The sequence below is a fragment of the Psychrobacillus sp. OK032 genome (assembly GCF_900111345.1).
Lineage (GTDB): Bacteria > Bacillota > Bacilli > Bacillales_A > Planococcaceae > Psychrobacillus.
Window position 1 is genome coordinate 1 of record NZ_FOGY01000013.1, and the last position, 16,018, is coordinate 16,018.

The window sequence follows — 16,018 nt, forward strand, 5'->3', positions numbered from 1 at the left end:
CCTTTTTTTAAAAAAGCAATTTCTGAGTCTCTTTTGTTATGCCATTTTATAGATTTTAATCGTTTTTTAATTTTCATGGGAGTTTAATAAGAAAAGGAACGCTTATTCAACAATCGCGCCCTTTTATGGAATAACTATAAAATTATATCAAGGGGATTTAAGCTATTTAATGAAAGACATCACTTCTTCAAAAAGCGATTCCTACTCTTTTCCTAGCGTTAATAATTCGATGTAATGTTTATACGAGAAAATCTTGAGGTTTCCAATCTTTCGGCTTAATGTTTTTATTTACCCATTCTTTTTCTGGTGCTTTGAACGGAGTAAGGGCGACTAAATGATTATTGTGCCAGCTTGCTGCTCCTGAAGAAATCATTTAGTCAAGTAGGATCGGAATAAATTCTTCTGGCTGAAGTTGGAAAGAGTAACGTGCAAAATCTTGAAACCAGCCACATTGTAATAGGTAGTGATTAATTTCTTCCTTTGCTAATCCATTTTTCATGATTAATGTGAATGCAAAAATCCTCTTGCAAGCATGCCATGAAACCTTATCTGGACTTTTGACCCACTTATCGAACCGATTCCTTGCCGAATCTATAGAACTAAGTGGATCGTCTATTTGAGGTCCATGTCCAGAATAAGCCTTCCTGATTCGGAGCCTAGCCAATCGATCCAAACTTTCAATTGAGCGTTGTATAGAGGCTACACCTTCTCGGAAGTTATTTAACCATTCGATATCATTTTTATGAAATAAATCTCCGCAAATTAATATCTCTTTACCAGGTTCATAGAGAGAAATATGTCCTAACGTATGCCCAGGTGTGTGTAACACTTTTAATGTTCCGCTTCCCGTAGAAATCTCATCATTATCTGAAAGCTTTCTATCTACTCGAAAAGGTTCAACAGGTTGATCTAACCATTCAGAACTACAAGCTTCCGAATCACAAGAATTAATTAAATCGGCCTCCCATTTATGAGCAGCAATCGTAACCCCATAATTTTTTTGAAAATGAAAATTGCCACCAACATGGTCACTATGATAGTGCGTATTTACAATAAGGTGTAATTCTTCTGGTGAGACACCTGCTTCTCTAATTAATTGCTCAGTTTCCTCTGCATCACTTCCAAAGCCTGTATCAATTAGGATAGGAAACTCATCCTTAATAAGAATCATATTTGCACTTGGAAACTTCCTATCAAAAAAGATAATACTAGATTCTCCCATAAACTATTTCCCCCTTAAAATAAAAGTTGAGCGAGCGCTCAGTTAATATCATATTGCCGAAAATTCTGATACAATAAATAAAAATGAATATTATAAATTTTCTATAACCTGGAGGTGGATGTGATATAAAAAATATTCATAAAGGTTGGTTCATCTTAATTTTGATTACATTGTGTAATTTGGCATCTCTTGGTTTTGGACGCTTTTCCCTTGGTGCGATCCTTCCATTTATGAAAAATGGTCTAGAGTTAAATTACCAACAAACCGGATTTTTAGCGTCTTCTCTCTTTTTAGGCTACCTCATTGCTGTGTTAGTCGCAGGTCATTTTGTTCTACGATTCAATGCAAAAAAAGTAATTGTTTTTTCATTATTTCTTGTTTCAACAGGAATGGTCTTAACTGCCAGTGCTGATTCCTTTTATATCGCCTTTATCGGATGCTTCATTATCGGTGTAGCAACAGGTGGAATCTATGTTCCTTCTTTAGGTCTACTTGGTCAATGGTTTACTAATAAAAGTAAAGGAATGGCAATGGGGATAGCGATGGCTGGCTCTGGAATCGGAATGGTTTTTAGCGGAGTTACAGTTCCTGTATTAATTGCCCAAACGGGAATGAACGGGTGGAAAATTAGCTGGTACATCCTTGCTATTCTCGTTCTAATCATTACTGTTTCCAATCTCATATTTTTAAAGAATAAACCAGAAGATTTAGGGCTTAAAGCAATTTCAAAAGGACAGGATTCTATATTAATTCAAGAATTACGTAACGCAAATTTAGATACAAATGTATACCGTAGTAAAACAATGTGGTATCTAGGCTTCATCTATTCTACTTACGGTATCAGTTATTTAGTTTTTTCTACTTTTCTCGTAGACTATCTTATTGCTGATGTAGGGTTAACGAATTCATCAGCAGGTACTTTTTTTGCGATTGCGGGAATTACTAGTATTATTAGTGGCTTCATTTGGGGAAGTCTTTCTGATCGAATTGGACGTTTGGTTACTTTAATGATTGTATTCTTTATTCAAAGTATTCTTCTTCTCACTTTTAGTTTATCAAGTAACAGCACTCTCATCCTTTTGGCTACAGCTTTGTACGGTATCACGCTTTGGGCAGTTCCGACGATTATCAATGCCAGTGTAAGTGATTATATTCATCCGAAATTTATCACTATTGGAATGGGATTTGTAACCATATTTGTAGGCATCGGGCAATTAGTTTCCCCAGCAATTACTGGCTATCTGATTGAATACTCCAATTCCTATTTTACTGCATTCCTTTTTTCTAGTATCATCGCATTATTCGGTGCGCTCGGTTGTATAAGACTTTTACTTAATAGTCGGAAACGTGCGGAACTATCTGAGTTGGAAATGCCATTGAAGAGCATTGACACATAATTGTGTATAGAGATTCCGAGGTCAAAACGCAGATATTATAGGCTAAGGAATTTTCTGGATATAAAAATGCGATTTTCCCTATGCTAAGGTGAAATCGCTTCTTTAGTTCCTGTTTCATTAAAATTTGTTAGTTTAAGTAAAACTGTTTTCAACAATTTCAATATGCGTTAATCCACTCATCAGTATATTTGATGGTACTGCTATGTATATAGTACTCACACAATTTGTTTTTGTTTAATGGGTTTGCTTAGCAGATTCGCTTTTCAAAGAATAAAATGATATTTAATTCACCATAGTAATAAAAGAGTAATAAAAGCATTGGATCATTTTGAACTGCCCCGTAAAAGTTAGACACTAATCTAATTTTTTACGGGGCAGTTCACTTTTTGGAAAAACAGCTTTTTATACCAAAGGTGTTATTCCATTATATGGCCCGATTGTTGAACTAAAGTTAAACAGCACTCTTCCACTAACCTGCTGCTTTAGTTCAATAAGAAAAAGGCTTTACTCCTTCTTGAAGTAAAGCACCCGTTAGCTGAAGCAACTTCTCTTCTACTACACATTATAGTCAAACTGCATAATATCTCTTATGATTTTTTGAAATCTAGTCTAATGAATTTTTTACCGTTAGGAAGAGCATACTCTTTGGTTTTAATACAACTAAATTTTTCATTAGAAAATAGTTTAACTATTTTTTGGGCATCAGCATCATGTGAAATTGAGAGTAATGGATCAAAGGCTGATGTGTAGTCTGATTGACTTACAAAGCCGTTAGCTTGTTTTTTTTGAATAGTACAGGATACAATTTCTACTTGATTTCTGTTCTGATTTATTAGGGAAACAAATGTCGCACCCCCGACATACTCAATAATTAAATTTGCAATTAGTAAATCTGTTTTCGGTAATGTAAATGTGCTATCCCTAATATCACATTGCAATAGCTCAAGAGTATTACCCATATAGGAATATCTGTTTTGACAAACATCTAAGTAATCTTTATTTATGTCAAAACCATATATTTTTTTTGTTGTTGGTAAATCAATCTGGTCTAGTCCATTTCCACCAGCAACCCCAAGGATACCAACAATTTCATGTCCATAACTTTCTAATTGCTCTTTTGTTATTTGATTTAAAGTCTGTAATTGAAATACAGCATCAGACTTCATGTGGTTTTCATATGTTTCAAGGCTAATCTCTTGCCACGGATTGTTCAAAATTCCATCTCCTTGTAATATAAATTTTTACTTCGCAATATTCGCCAAATGAGAAATAAAATCTTCACTTCTTTTATTCTACTAATCGTTAGTTGAATAAGATAGAGACGCTTATTAAACAATCGCGCCAGATTGTTCCAGTCAATTGGATTAGTAGAAATAATTGTACAGGAGATAAACCATGACCGTCATAAACAGGGGCAAAACATGAGAAACCATTTTTATTTATGAATTTCCCTAGTTGTCTTACATCACGAGTATTACTCGTAAAAGAGTGTAATAATAAGACAGCTTTTTTCCCTCCTTTTAGAAAAAAGGGTTTGGGCTTAACTATTCTCTTCATCGTCTTCCCACCTTCAAATCTCATTTTTCATTTTTCATTTTTTTTAAACATAGATACCAGTTAATATAGTAATTTCATGAATTTTTTATTATTTTAATTATCCCTTAATTCCAAGTCTTGTTTTCCAAATTTACGTAAGAGAAACACCATAAGAATTAATAAACCACTTACTACAAAGATGAATCTTGACCAACCAAAGAATAAAAATAAATAACCACTTAGCCACCCAATAATGCTTGAGCCTAAATAATAGAAGATAGAATATACCGAATTCGCTTCTGTCTTATGGGTGGATGGAGCTTTGTTTGCAATCCAATTACTTGCTATGGTATTACTTGCAAAAATTCCAAATGCAAAAATAATTAGACCGGTAATTACTAACCAAAGAATATTTGTAGTAGTAAGAACTGCACCAGTTGCCATGATCAGTAAAGCAACTCGATATAATGATATAGCAAAGAACTTATCAAGTAACCTACCAAATATAAGTGAGCTAACCACACCTGATAATGTTGCTAAATATAATATCCCTATTACTGTTTGATTTAATGACAATGGAGGTTCCGTGAGTGGATAAGAAATATAGTTAAGTACTGAAGTATAAATGCCAATTGTAAAAAAGCATGAAGCATAGATACTACGAATCTTATTGTCTAAAAAACTAGCAATAAAACCATTCTTTAAATGAATTAACGAATAAGGTCTTTTCATAAAGTTAGTTGATCGAGGTAGCATTATCCAAAAAAGTAGGCTTGCTATTAGGCTAGCCCCTCCTATGATGACTGCTACAGTGTTTAAGTCAGAATGTTCGACCAGTAAACTACTGATTAATCTTGCTAAAACACCACCAAGTGCTGTTCCCGCAACATAAATTCCTACAACCTTACCAAACCTTTCTCTTTCCACTTCTTCTTTTAAATACGTAATAACCGAAGCTAAGAACCCCGATATACAAACTCCTATTAAAAACCTCATAAACAATAACCAATAAAAATGGTCTATAGCCATACTAAACATATTGAATAAAGAGGTCAGCAAAAGAGATAACACCATTGTATTTTTTCGCCCTAAATTATTGGAGATAAAAGGAGCTAATAAAAGGGCGAAAGCTAATGATATTGTAGTAATGGAAAGAACCAAACTAGCTGATGCAGGGGACTGATTAAACCTTTCAGAAAAAAGCATAATGAGTGGCTGCACCCAATATAGACTACTGTAAATAATAAATGCCCCTAAGATCATGGATGTTAATATACGATAAAACTTGTGTTTCTTACCGGTACACACTAAGTTATCACTCCTTAAAACGTTACTAATTATAATTTAACACTCAAAGTTCATACATTCTAATATATAATAAGTATAAAGTTAATGATTTTTTGTTATAAGGAGCCGATTAGAATGGAATGGCAATATATAAAATATTTTCTTACAGTAGCTGGATATGAGCATATGACAAAATCTGCAAAAGAACTTAATATAACTCAACCTGCGTTAAGCCGCTCTATCTCAAAACTTGAAGAAGAATTAGGCGTGGAATTATTTATTCGAGAAAACAAACGTATAAAGCTAAATCGCTATGGTCACATGTTCAAAGAACGAGCTTTAAAAATACAGACTGAAATGAGATTAGCGCAGAAAGAAATAGATGAAAGGCTTAATCCCGATTTTGGAGAAATATCTATTGGTTTTTTTCATACGCTCGGAATCGATAAGCTACCAAAGTTACTAGCAAATTTTAAAGAAAAATATCCTAAGACTACATTTAAACTGACACAAGCAAACAAAAAAAGCTTAATTAATATGATTTATGATGATAAAATTGATTTTTGTTTTACAACAATTACAGGTGATGAAGTAAAGAAAAATTATTCCTGTCATCATTTATGGGATGAGAAGCTTTATTTAACAGTTTCAAAGCAACACAAGTTTGCCTCAAGACAATTAATTGAAATAGATGAGCTTGTTGATGAAGAATTTGTTGTTTTGAAAGAAGGATATGGACTTAGAACAATTACGGATAAAATATTTAAGCAAGCGTCGCTAACACCAAAAGTTAGTTTTGAAGGAGAAGAAATTGACACTATAGCAGGGTTAGTTTCAGCCAATTTAGGGATATCCTTTTTACCAAAACTACAAGGAAACCAGATTGTAGAACAAATTGAAATTACAGATCCAGTATGCCAAAGAACAATAGGAATTATTTGGAACGAAAACGCATTGATTTCTCCTATTACAAAGAAATTCTTTGAGCATGTCATTAATTATTTCAGTAGAAATGAGAGTAACTAAATTGGATTGTTCAATAAATAAAATTTTCAATACTTTGAGATTTATACTCTATGGAAATAAGAGTGGTTTATAAAAATTTGACCCTTTTTAATAAGCCTCTTATTCAACTATCCGTTAGTTTAAGTGTAAAATTTCACAATGTATCACAGAAATCTTCTTGATGTTTTGAACTCAAACAAGACCATCGAAATGATGGTCTGTTTAACTAAAGCAACCGTTAGTTGAGGAAGGAAAAAGAGAACCTTATTAAACAATCGCACCCTTTAATTGAATAACTAAAGCATGACCTCTGTCCTAAAATCACTTAGTTTCTCTTTCACCACGCTACCTGTTAGCCATCCATGAATCAAAAATTCACCACCACAGAGAATGAAAGATAATTACGATCGTTCATCGAAGTTGAAGAGTACAGAGATAGTAAAGTAGTTTAAATTATTACGATTTCCTTCCAACAAATGAATTATAGCAAGGGTATTTAATTTATTTAATAAAAGACATTACTTCTTCAAAAAGTGATTCCTTATCTTTTCCTAGAGTCATTAAATGTGTGGAGTTTGGAAAAGCCTTTATTTTCTTGTCATTTGAAGATACATTTTCAAATACAAAACCTGCACTCTTTTCATATAAGGAGTCGTCCTTATTACCATAATAGATTTCCACTGGTGCTGTAATGTGAGAAACATTATCCATTGTATGATGAATAAACTCCTGGAACGTCTTAAATGAATGTAGAGGCATTTCTTGAAAAGGCAACAATTCCTTTGCAATCATTTCAGATGTTTTTCCTTCTAGCTGCTTATATGCTTTTGCATAATCAATAAGTCGCTGTTTTAACCGTTCTGGCGTACGATCTTTTGGGACGGACATAACAATAAGTCGTTCAATCTGCTCTTCCTGTGCTAATTTTAACGAGAAAATCCCACCTACTGATAATCCAATAAGAGAAATCTTTTTATACCCGCGTTGTTGTAGAAAATAGTACGCCTCTTGTATATTTTTCCACCAATCATTTATAGTAGTATTTAGTAGAGCTTCTGGTTTTATCCCATGTCCCTTATATAATGGGACATAACACGTACAACCAATATGCTGGTTTAGATATTCTGCTAATTTTTTCATATCACGTGTATGACTTGTGTAAGAATGTAATAATAATATCGCTGTTTCATTCCCCTCTAGAAAAAGTTCTTTCGCTGGTCGAATAATCATTTCATCACCCCTAAATTTTCTATTATTAGTTATCTTATACTAAATTGTAAAGCAACAATAATATTAGATTGCCAATTGACACTAATAGGAATGGCCTCTAAAGCTCCTTGTTCATAAGGTTGCTGTAATTTTTGTACTGCTTGAATCATAGTAACTAAATACTCCCTTAACAATGAATTTATTATGTAAAACAAAAACGATTTGTTTTTCCACTCGTCTTTATGCTTTATTAAATAAATAAATTGCCACAAACATTAATGCAAGTGCAATGAGTTTAGTATTATTCAACGGATATGTAGCCCCACCAAAAAGTCCAAAATGGTCAATAATTGCACCAGCTACAATTTGACCGATGACAACCGCCATAAATGTTGAGGCAACACCTATCAGATTTACAGAAAAAATATTAATGACAATAAATAATGCCCCTAATATTCCTCCTATTAATTGCCATTTAGGAACACTTAATACATATAGAAAATTACCTTTTCCGAAAAAGAACGCCAAAAAGAATAACGCAAGCGCCCCAACTGTGAAGGAAACAGTAGCTCCCTCTAACACGCCAACTTTCTTACTAAAGATAGCATTTATTTGACTTTGTATAGCAAGAGCCGAACACCAATCAGCGCAAAAAAGCAATTAGGAATTTGATCATCAATATATCCTCCAATTGTAAATACATACAAATACCTAATGAAAATTAGACTATCGAAGCTAAGTGAGCATCTACCTTTGAGAAACAAGAACATCAAATTGCTAATCCTAGGAAAGAGAATAGTTTATTCAACACTCTTTTCTGTATTAATAATCTGTTTATGCTTTTTCGCCCAGAGTTTTTCGATATAACCTGTCCCAAATAGAATTCCAGCCACAATAAACACAAATCCAATTAATTGTGTTGCTGTTATTGTTTCATTTAAGAAAAGTGCGGAGAATACAAGACCAAAAAACGGAACAAAGTTATTAAATATGACTGTTTGTCCTGCACCTATCTGCTTAATAGCTTCATTAAAAACGATATACCCCACACCTGTTGCCACTATCCCTGACACGATAAATAAGAAGTAAGTAAATAAAGAGGCTGAAGTCATTGCTTTGATTCCCTCAGGTTCTGTTATAAAACTAATAATCAACAAACCAATCGAGCCTACCAGGAACATTAATGTTGTTACCTGTTTGGAATCAAGTGTTGCTGTTGCTTTTTTTACAAAAATAAAACTAATGGCTTGGACAAACATGGCAATAAATAAATACAATTCACCTTGAGATAATTGCATGCTTCCGAATGAACCGCCCTGAATAAAAAAGACACCAGTTAATGCAAGAATAAAACCTGTCATTCGAAATTTCGTTAATTGTTCATTTAAAAAGAGGACGGCAAGTATTGCTGTTGTAAGCGGTACTAATGCAAGAATTAAAGAAGCATTCGAAGCATCAATCATTGTTAAGCCTACTGCTATAAGCAAGTGATGTAGAATTACACCAAAAACACACCCAAGTAGTGTATAAATCCATTCCCTTTTCGATAAACGACGAAATGATTTTCCAAGAACGATTATAATTAATGCTGTAATCCCCGCCATCATAATTCGAAATGCCGTCATTGTTTGTGGAGGTAAATCTTCCACCAATACTTTAATTATTACAATATTAAGTCCCCAAATAGCCGTGACTAAAAATACTAAACTGTAAGTTAGTAATAATCGTTTTTGATTCACAAGCACCCCTCCAATTTTCTTTTTCTCTGTGAATTAGATTATTCAATCACCTTAATCCAACCTTCAGGGGCTTTGTTGTGACCTAACAGAATCCCGGTAAATGTATTGTATAATTTTTTAGTGATTGGTCCCATTTCAATCATTCCACTAGGGAAGCATATTTCATTTCCATGATCATTTATTTTACCTACAGGTGAAATAGTGGCCGCTGTTCCACACAAACCACATTCGGCAAAATCTTTCACTTCCTCAAAGTATACTTCTCTTTCCTCTACTTCTAGTCCAAGATATTCTTTCGCAATTACCATCAGTGAACGACGAGTAATGGAAGGAAGAATGGTTTCTGATTTAGGTGTAACAACTTTATTGTCCTTTGTAACAAATATGAAATTGGCTCCGTTTGTTTCTTCTACCTTCGTCCTAGTTGCAGAATCTAAATACATATTTTCATCAAATCCATTTTCCTTTGCTGTTACGAGAGAGTGAAGACTCATGGCATAGTTAAGTCCTAACTTAGCATTTCCGGTTCCATGAGGAGCTGCACGGTCAAAATCACTTACACAAAGGGTAAGGGGCTTTGGTCCATTCTTGAAATAAGGACCAACTGGTGTAGTGAATATTCTGAACTGAAATTCTTCAGCAGGTTTAACTCCAATAACTGGGCTGATTCCAAACAGATAAGGACGAATGTATAATGAACCACCAGAGCCATAGGGCGGTACGTATGCAGCATTTGCTTTTACTGTCTGGATAACAGCATCGACAAACTGATCCTTTGGAAATGGAGCCATATGTATTCTCTTCGCAGAATCTTCTAACCGCTGTGCATTTAGATCAGGTCGAAAAATAACAATTTTTCCGTCCTTTGTTGTATATGCTTTCATCCCTTCAAAGCAAGTCTGAGCATACTGAAGCACACCCGCACATTCGTTTAAAACGATGGTTTGATCCTCTGTTAGGACTCCTTCTTCCCATTTTCCATCCTTAAAATTAGCAACATATCGTTTATCTGTCTTTCTATAGGAAAATCCCATGTTTCCCCAATCTGGATGTATCTTTTCCATTTATTACGTCAATCTCCCTCCAAGTGTTATGTTATGTTCAACTTTAAGTGCTATTTTACTTTAATGCATATATAACACTCAACGCATTTCTATAACACTTAACTTTTTACATTCATCTATAGAAATTTCCGTATTAAGATTTACTTATCAGCATTTTTTGCCTTATAGAAGAATAACAGGATTAAAATAAATTCAAGTGTTAAAATAATATTTATTATCATCTACTATATGAAATGGAACTATAACACTAAATAAATGTATAACACTTAGGGGGATTTATGGTGCAAATTGATATTCAAAGAAATATAGGAGTATTACTGTCTGTACAAATTTATCAATCCATTGTTGATCGTATCCGTTCAGGACTTTTGGAAGAAGGATTGAAGATGCCTTCCGTACGCAACCTTTCCAAACAATTGGAAGTAAGTTTGGTTACAGTTGTTAAGGCGTATAATCAATTAGAACAAGATGGTTTTGTTACTTCTATCCAAGGTAAAGGTACTTTTGTGAAATCAAAAGTAAAAGAGAAAAAGCGAGAAAAAGAAGCAATTCCTTCATATGATTGGCAATTATCGCTTCAAGATTATTTACCCAGATCCCAGTTTGCTCGTTATCATATTGCACCTCAAAAAATTCATCTTTCATCATCAATGATAGATCCCAAACTTCTTCCAAATAGATATTTTCAGCATGAGGTTCAACAGGTTCTTTCAGAAAATCCAGAAATATTATCTATATATGGAAATATTCAAGGTGATAGTCAACTACGGAGTGAAATGTCTACATATTTAGAAAGATCAGGGGTTCTCTCTACACCAGAAAACATCTTAGTTACAAGTGGTCTACAACAAAGTATAGATCTTATTGCTCGTACCTTTGTTGGACCTGGAGATGTGGTGATAATGGAAGCACCTACCTACCCAGGGGCGATTGATATTTTTCGTGGAAGAGGTGCTACCATACTCACAGTGCCTGTCGATAAAGATGGAATGCGAATAGATATACTCCAAAATGTGTGTGAAAAACATAAACCAAAAGTTATTTTTACGATTCCTACATTTCATAATCCAACAGGTGTTGTTATGTCTCTAAAACGACGTAAGCAGTTACTTGATATAGCCAGGAGTATCCATTGTATTATTGTAGAGGACGATCCATGTAGCGAGATTTATTTTGATAAAAAACCACCTGTCACCCTTAAAAGTATGGATCAGTTCGGGAATGTGATTTATTTGAGAGGATTAAGCAAAACTATTGCACCGAGTTGTAGAATAGGAATACTAACAGCTTCTGGCTCTATTTTCAACCGTTTATTAGCAGCAAAGGCAAATGCTGATTTAGGAAGTCCTTTACTCACACAAAAGGCAATTCTTCCCTTAATTAACTCTAAAAGAATGATAGACCACACAAAGAAGTTGCGGACGGCTCTAAAAATTCGAAGAGATTTAGTTCTTAATTTACTTACAAGTCTTTCTCCTGAGGGTGTATCTTGGACGATACCAGAGGGAGGATTAAATTTATGGATCAGTTTACCATCTTGGATAGATAGTCACTTTCTTTTATCAGAAGCAAAAAAACAACAGATTTCATTTTTACCGGGAACAGCATGTTTTACGTCCGGGCAAGAAAATAATCATTTGCGAATTAGTTACTCTTATATAAATGAGGAATTATTAACTCATGGAATTACAACATTATGTAATATACTTCATGCTATAATTTCATCTGAAAAGATAAGTGAAACACCCAATACACCATATTTTTAGGATAAAGCATTCATTGAGGGTCATTTTAATTGTTACATGACCATTTCTTATTACAATGTCAAGAATCGGACACTTTAAATGTAGGAATAGGCCGGGACATAGTGATTTATCAATGTTCCAGCCCATTTTTGATGACTTTTTGTCAGATTCTAATTAGATGATTTGAAATGACTTTTTCTTTAGTAGATTGAATCCATTCAGCCATAGCTCGTACTAGATAGTTGAAGATTCATTAATACTACCAAGTTAAATCATTTAAGAATGTAAGAATAATGTTTCACAAATAAACCGATATTCGTTACAAGAAACACCAAATTATTTTTGTAAAATTAAAAAAGTATATTTTGTATGGACTTTCCACCACATAATATACTTTTCAAATGCTTCGTTTAAGTTTATTGCAGAAGCCTGCCCCTAGTTGAATAAAAGATATATTCAACACATTACATCGAAATACCTTCCAACTGAAAAAGGTATGTAAAACAACAGTGTTCACATTCTCTTTCTTGGCGATATCTAAATTTATTGCATTTCTTATTGAACTAAACTGCTTACTTTAGTTCAATAAGAAAAAAAGGCTTTACTCCTTCTTGAAGTAAAGCACCCGTTAGTGCAACAGGAAACTCAAATTTATGAAAAGCTATACCAGTCGAAAATTTTCCGACTCAAGTCTGTTTAACCAGTTATGAACTAATGCGTTAAATACATCGGTTTGTTCGATTTGTAGGTTGTGACCAGCCATATCAAGCACTGTAAAAGTTGCCCTTGGGTAATCTTCAATTAGTCGCCACGCATCGTGGTATCCGACTACATTGTCCTGACGCCCTGTGATAATTAGCGTGGGATACTCAAGTTTAGATGAAATATCGAAGGTAAAGCCATATCCATTTTGACGAATGTGGTTTAAGAATTCATAATTTGTATGTTTAGAAGGAAGTAAAATTTCATCTCGAAATCTTTCCCATTCAGTTTGCCCTTGCACTACCCCCATGGAGCAAAATTTTTCAGCATCTTCTGGAGACAAATGTGATATCAGGTTGCTGTCTCTTTTTAGAACAGTCTGCTGTGGTACTACCCTTTCATCGAATTCAGGTATAGTCAATGGTGCCATAAGCAGTAATCCACGAACTGTGTCCTGTCGTGAACGGACTATACCTCTTGCAATGTACCCTCCATATGAATTACCACAAATAATAAACAGTTGACCAGGGATAATCTCGTCCAAAAGACGTAATATCGCTTCTAAAATATCATCAGAGTTCTGAATAGATGGTTGTGACTCGGAAAGCCCCATACCTGGTAAGTCTATGTATATTCTCTTCCAACCGCTTCGTTTTTCGAATAACGGTTCCATTGCATGTAACATCACTTGATGGTCAAGTGTCCAACCATGCAACATAACGATAGGATATCCTTCTCCAATTATTTTATGGTAAATCGACATGTATTTGTTTCCCCTTTCCCTGTAAACCAGATGTATTGACATGGACAATTAATACTCCCATACATATACTACAATTTTAACAAACTTCCTTGTTCAACTAAACTGCTGCGTTAGTTCAATAAGAAAAAGCTACCCTAAGGCAGCCACTTGTTTAACTAAAGCACCCGTTAGTTGAAGTAGAAAAAATAGACGCATATTCAACACTCGCGCCAGTTCTCCTTCACTAAATTTAAAATAGAGACGGTGCATAAAGAAATTAATTCAATTAAGCCATTAGCGATTCGCTACAACTAGAGCGTCTCATCCAATTTCTGAATCTTTGAGTTGGAAATTAAATAAACATTGCCAAAAACGTCGATTTTGTCTCCTTTTACACGTACAGCGCAATCTTTGTTCGACGCATAAATATTTATTTCTTCCGATAGGGGAGATAGTTCGCTTTGAACCAGTGCAATGTTATTTTCAAGATCAAAATGAGACAGGACGGAAAAATTGTCAAGACCGATTCCGTCGTAAACAGAGCTCATTTCAACTTCATATCCAAAGTTTTTCGAGCATAACCATTTAGCGGACATGTTGATTGCTCCAGCGCTTGCTCCCATCACAACGGCGCTGCTTTTTTTAATCGAATCCGATAATTCATATTCCATCAAAAAACCATTTTGATTAAGAATATTGCCACCCAACAAGAAAATGACGGAAGCATTTTGAATTATCGTTTGGGCATCTTCCTTATGTACGCGGTAATTAATTAAATGATACTCATCAAACATAATGCCAGCCTGATCGAGCCACGAGCGTTCAGTAGCACCATCATCTTCATAAATAGATGGATTCGAGCTAATCATAGCAAGCGATTTTCTATCAGTTATATCCTCCTGTAACACCCTGCCCAGATTCTCTGGAAAAAAATTGTTAAACCAACCTAAATAATAGTGAGTTTTCATAAGTACCCCCTCAGCAAAGTGTAAATAACATTTATTCCTTGCGTCACTCATTCTGTTTTCTTGTCACTCTCAATATGCCCGATTGTTAAACACAATTTAAACAACACTCTTCAACTATCCTGCCTCTTTAGTTCAATAAGAGAAAAGCCTTGCTCCTTCTGGAATTAAAGCACCCGTTAGTTTAAGTAGAATACTTCACAAACTTTGGTTATTCCCACTAAACTTGTCATTCCTTTTGATTTTAAGGGCTTTAGCGAATACATAACCAGTTAATCCTAGTGAAGCACTAATAACATAGCATTTATAATTATCTTTTTGTAAGTCTTGTTCGAGTTCATTCGTGTTACCGTACCAAATCGGCCAAGCATATAATTTAAAGTTCTCAAATTGTTCTCTGTTCTCTACAAAAAATGTATTCAAATCAGCTTCATGAATATCAAACAATATACTTCCCGCCATTACATGATGGAAATCATGTGCTAAATAATTTTCGAATGTAACAGTTACAATTTCATCTGTCACTGTTTCGATATCTAAAATTAATTTATTTTCTAGAAAACTTACTGAGTACCCAATTATCACACCATCGTGGATAGATATTGTAATGCCCATCACCCCCATAAATTGCTGCGTTGTTTGAATAAGAAATAATAATTGCCAATAGCAACCCCATGATATTTTACTAAAGCGCCTGTTAGTTGAAGAAGAATTGACTCTCTTTGTAATCCTTTATCTTGTGTGGACATGTAGTTCATAAAAGATCGGTTATTCATCTGGTTCATTAAAAGAAAACACATACATATCAACGTCTAAAATAGCATTTATTTCTGCAGCAAACTTACTAAATTCGGGATAAATCACTAATCCTGGAGAATATCCATCGTAAATCTGTATAACTAACTCTAGACGTACATCTAAAATTAGTTCTTCTTTTAATTGATTAATCGTATCTGTCTTTGATTGGAATACTTCTAAAAGCGGACGTAATACATCTTCTGTATCTATTGATTCTTTAGTTTCTATTTCAAAACGCCAACCAGTATATGACCGTAATAACTGATTTATTGGATGGTTAGGCGTAGATCGTTCTCCTACTTTCCAAGTTTTCGTAGGTTGCACGCCCAGTCTTACTGTAACGACATCTAATGGGAAATCGTCATTTCCGCTAAATAGAATATATGCATATAACGATGTTTTGCCCATGTAAACCTCCTGCCCTTAGTTTAACTAATCGACTATCGAAATACTTTCAATTCTTCTTCAACTAACCTGCTGCTTTACTTTCATACGTTCAAAACGATTAAAGGTTCCAAAAGGGCTTTACTTCCTCTTAAAGTAAAGCACCCGTTAGCCATCCATGCAGCACAAAAAAATGCTGCACCACAGAGAATGAAAATGGTTA

The 16,018-nt window shown here is 34.3% G+C and carries 16 protein-coding genes; 3 read left to right on the forward strand and 13 right to left on the reverse strand.

The genetic code is table 11. The features are described from left to right. Positions 1-238: 238 nt before the first annotated feature. Together BMZ04_RS22965 and BMZ04_RS19915 are read right to left on the reverse strand one after the other, a co-directional pair. Entirely contained in the window at positions 239-373 is a 135-nt protein-coding gene (locus BMZ04_RS22965; protein ID WP_255368030.1) for a hypothetical protein, read from the reverse strand. After that, positions 374-1,222, reverse strand: a complete 849-nt coding sequence (locus BMZ04_RS19915; RefSeq protein ID WP_255368031.1) for an MBL fold metallo-hydrolase — start codon at positions 1,220-1,222, stop codon at positions 374-376. It lies immediately after the preceding gene. A 161-nt stretch (positions 1,223-1,383) separates the two neighbouring features. On the opposite strand from BMZ04_RS19915, the gene BMZ04_RS19920 reads away from it, so the two are divergent. Then, positions 1,384-2,619 carry an MFS transporter gene (locus tag BMZ04_RS19920; protein WP_177184519.1) on the forward strand — a complete coding sequence of 412 codons (1,236 nt, stop codon included), beginning with the start codon at positions 1,384-1,386 and terminating at the stop codon, positions 2,617-2,619. 587 nt (positions 2,620-3,206) lie between these two features. Here the strand turns inward: BMZ04_RS19920 and BMZ04_RS19925 are convergent. The 3 genes from BMZ04_RS19925 to BMZ04_RS19935 form a co-directional block, all read right to left on the reverse strand. After that, entirely contained in the window at positions 3,207-3,833 is a 627-nt protein-coding gene (locus tag BMZ04_RS19925) for a class I SAM-dependent methyltransferase (RefSeq protein ID WP_093276608.1), read from the reverse strand. Positions 3,834-3,921: 88 nt separating this feature from the next. After that, entirely contained in the window at positions 3,922-4,176 is a 255-nt protein-coding gene (locus BMZ04_RS19930; RefSeq protein WP_093276611.1) for an alpha/beta hydrolase, read from the reverse strand. Positions 4,177-4,269: 93 nt separating this feature from the next. Beyond that, entirely contained in the window at positions 4,270-5,418 is a 1,149-nt protein-coding gene (locus BMZ04_RS19935; protein WP_143128328.1) for an MFS transporter, read from the reverse strand. A gap of 159 nt (positions 5,419-5,577) precedes the next feature. Here BMZ04_RS19935 and BMZ04_RS19940 point away from each other — a divergent pair, with 159 nt between their 5' ends. Beyond that, positions 5,578-6,468, forward strand: coding sequence for a LysR family transcriptional regulator (locus BMZ04_RS19940; protein ID WP_177184520.1), 891 nt, complete (start codon positions 5,578-5,580; stop codon positions 6,466-6,468). Between the two features lie 480 nt (positions 6,469-6,948). Here BMZ04_RS19940 and BMZ04_RS19945 read toward each other — a convergent pair whose 3' ends face one another. From BMZ04_RS19945 to BMZ04_RS19960, 4 genes are all read right to left on the reverse strand, one after another. Then, on the reverse strand, positions 6,949-7,677 hold the full coding sequence (locus BMZ04_RS19945; RefSeq protein WP_255368032.1) for an alpha/beta hydrolase: 729 nt from the start codon (positions 7,675-7,677) through the stop codon (positions 6,949-6,951). Between the two features lie 219 nt (positions 7,678-7,896). Beyond that, the gene (locus BMZ04_RS19950) at positions 7,897-8,238 is read right to left on the reverse strand and encodes a DMT family transporter (RefSeq protein ID WP_369802698.1); all 342 of its coding nucleotides are present in this window, start codon (positions 8,236-8,238) and stop codon (positions 7,897-7,899) included. A 218-nt stretch (positions 8,239-8,456) separates the two neighbouring features. Further along, positions 8,457-9,395 (reverse strand): DMT family transporter, encoded by a 939-nt coding sequence (locus tag BMZ04_RS19955; protein ID WP_093276627.1) that lies wholly within the window; start codon positions 9,393-9,395, stop codon positions 8,457-8,459. A gap of 38 nt (positions 9,396-9,433) precedes the next feature. After that, positions 9,434-10,459 (reverse strand): branched-chain amino acid aminotransferase, encoded by a 1,026-nt coding sequence (locus tag BMZ04_RS19960; protein WP_093276631.1) that lies wholly within the window; start codon positions 10,457-10,459, stop codon positions 9,434-9,436. Positions 10,460-10,740: 281 nt separating this feature from the next. Between BMZ04_RS19960 and BMZ04_RS19965 the strand changes: the two genes are divergently transcribed. Next, positions 10,741-12,225 carry a MocR-like pyridoxine biosynthesis transcription factor PdxR gene (locus tag BMZ04_RS19965; RefSeq protein ID WP_093276635.1) on the forward strand — a complete coding sequence of 495 codons (1,485 nt, stop codon included), beginning with the start codon at positions 10,741-10,743 and terminating at the stop codon, positions 12,223-12,225. A gap of 640 nt (positions 12,226-12,865) precedes the next feature. Here BMZ04_RS19965 and BMZ04_RS19970 read toward each other — a convergent pair. From BMZ04_RS19970 to BMZ04_RS19985, 4 genes are all read right to left on the reverse strand, one after another. Next, complete coding sequence (locus tag BMZ04_RS19970) at positions 12,866-13,669, reverse strand: alpha/beta fold hydrolase (protein WP_093276637.1); 804 nt, start codon at positions 13,667-13,669, stop codon at positions 12,866-12,868. A gap of 290 nt (positions 13,670-13,959) precedes the next feature. After that, the gene (locus BMZ04_RS19975) at positions 13,960-14,616 is read right to left on the reverse strand and encodes a Type 1 glutamine amidotransferase-like domain-containing protein (protein WP_093276641.1); all 657 of its coding nucleotides are present in this window, start codon (positions 14,614-14,616) and stop codon (positions 13,960-13,962) included. 195 nt (positions 14,617-14,811) lie between these two features. Next, positions 14,812-15,228 (reverse strand): hypothetical protein, encoded by a 417-nt coding sequence (locus BMZ04_RS19980; protein WP_093276645.1) that lies wholly within the window; start codon positions 15,226-15,228, stop codon positions 14,812-14,814. A gap of 153 nt (positions 15,229-15,381) precedes the next feature. After that, a complete protein-coding gene (locus tag BMZ04_RS19985; RefSeq protein WP_093276648.1) occupies positions 15,382-15,819 on the reverse strand; it encodes a DUF4279 domain-containing protein in 438 nt (145 codons plus the stop codon). Between the last annotated feature and the right edge of the window lie 199 nt (positions 15,820-16,018).

What these genes read in the sequence shown, in the direction of transcription:
- BMZ04_RS22965 (WP_255368030.1), bottom strand. Translation starts at nt 373, where the DNA reads ATGATTTCTTCAGGAGCAGCAAGCTGGCACAATAATCATTTAGTCGCC.
- BMZ04_RS19915 (WP_255368031.1), bottom strand. Translation starts at nt 1,222, where the DNA reads ATGGGAGAATCTAGTATTATCTTTTTTGATAGGAAGTTTCCAAGTGCA.
- BMZ04_RS19930 (WP_093276611.1), bottom strand. Translation starts at nt 4,176, where the DNA reads ATGAAGAGAATAGTTAAGCCCAAACCCTTTTTTCTAAAAGGAGGGAAA.
- BMZ04_RS19935 (WP_143128328.1), bottom strand. Translation starts at nt 5,418, where the DNA reads ATGATCTTAGGGGCATTTATTATTTACAGTAGTCTATATTGGGTGCAG.
- BMZ04_RS19940 (WP_177184520.1), top strand. Translation starts at nt 5,578, where the DNA reads ATGGAATGGCAATATATAAAATATTTTCTTACAGTAGCTGGATATGAG.
- BMZ04_RS19945 (WP_255368032.1), bottom strand. Translation starts at nt 7,677, where the DNA reads ATGATTATTCGACCAGCGAAAGAACTTTTTCTAGAGGGGAATGAAACA.
- BMZ04_RS19960 (WP_093276631.1), bottom strand. Translation starts at nt 10,459, where the DNA reads ATGGAAAAGATACATCCAGATTGGGGAAACATGGGATTTTCCTATAGA.
- BMZ04_RS19970 (WP_093276637.1), bottom strand. Translation starts at nt 13,669, where the DNA reads ATGTCGATTTACCATAAAATAATTGGAGAAGGATATCCTATCGTTATG.
- BMZ04_RS19975 (WP_093276641.1), bottom strand. Translation starts at nt 14,616, where the DNA reads ATGAAAACTCACTATTATTTAGGTTGGTTTAACAATTTTTTTCCAGAG.
- BMZ04_RS19980 (WP_093276645.1), bottom strand. Translation starts at nt 15,228, where the DNA reads ATGGGCATTACAATATCTATCCACGATGGTGTGATAATTGGGTACTCA.
- BMZ04_RS19985 (WP_093276648.1), bottom strand. Translation starts at nt 15,819, where the DNA reads ATGGGCAAAACATCGTTATATGCATATATTCTATTTAGCGGAAATGAC.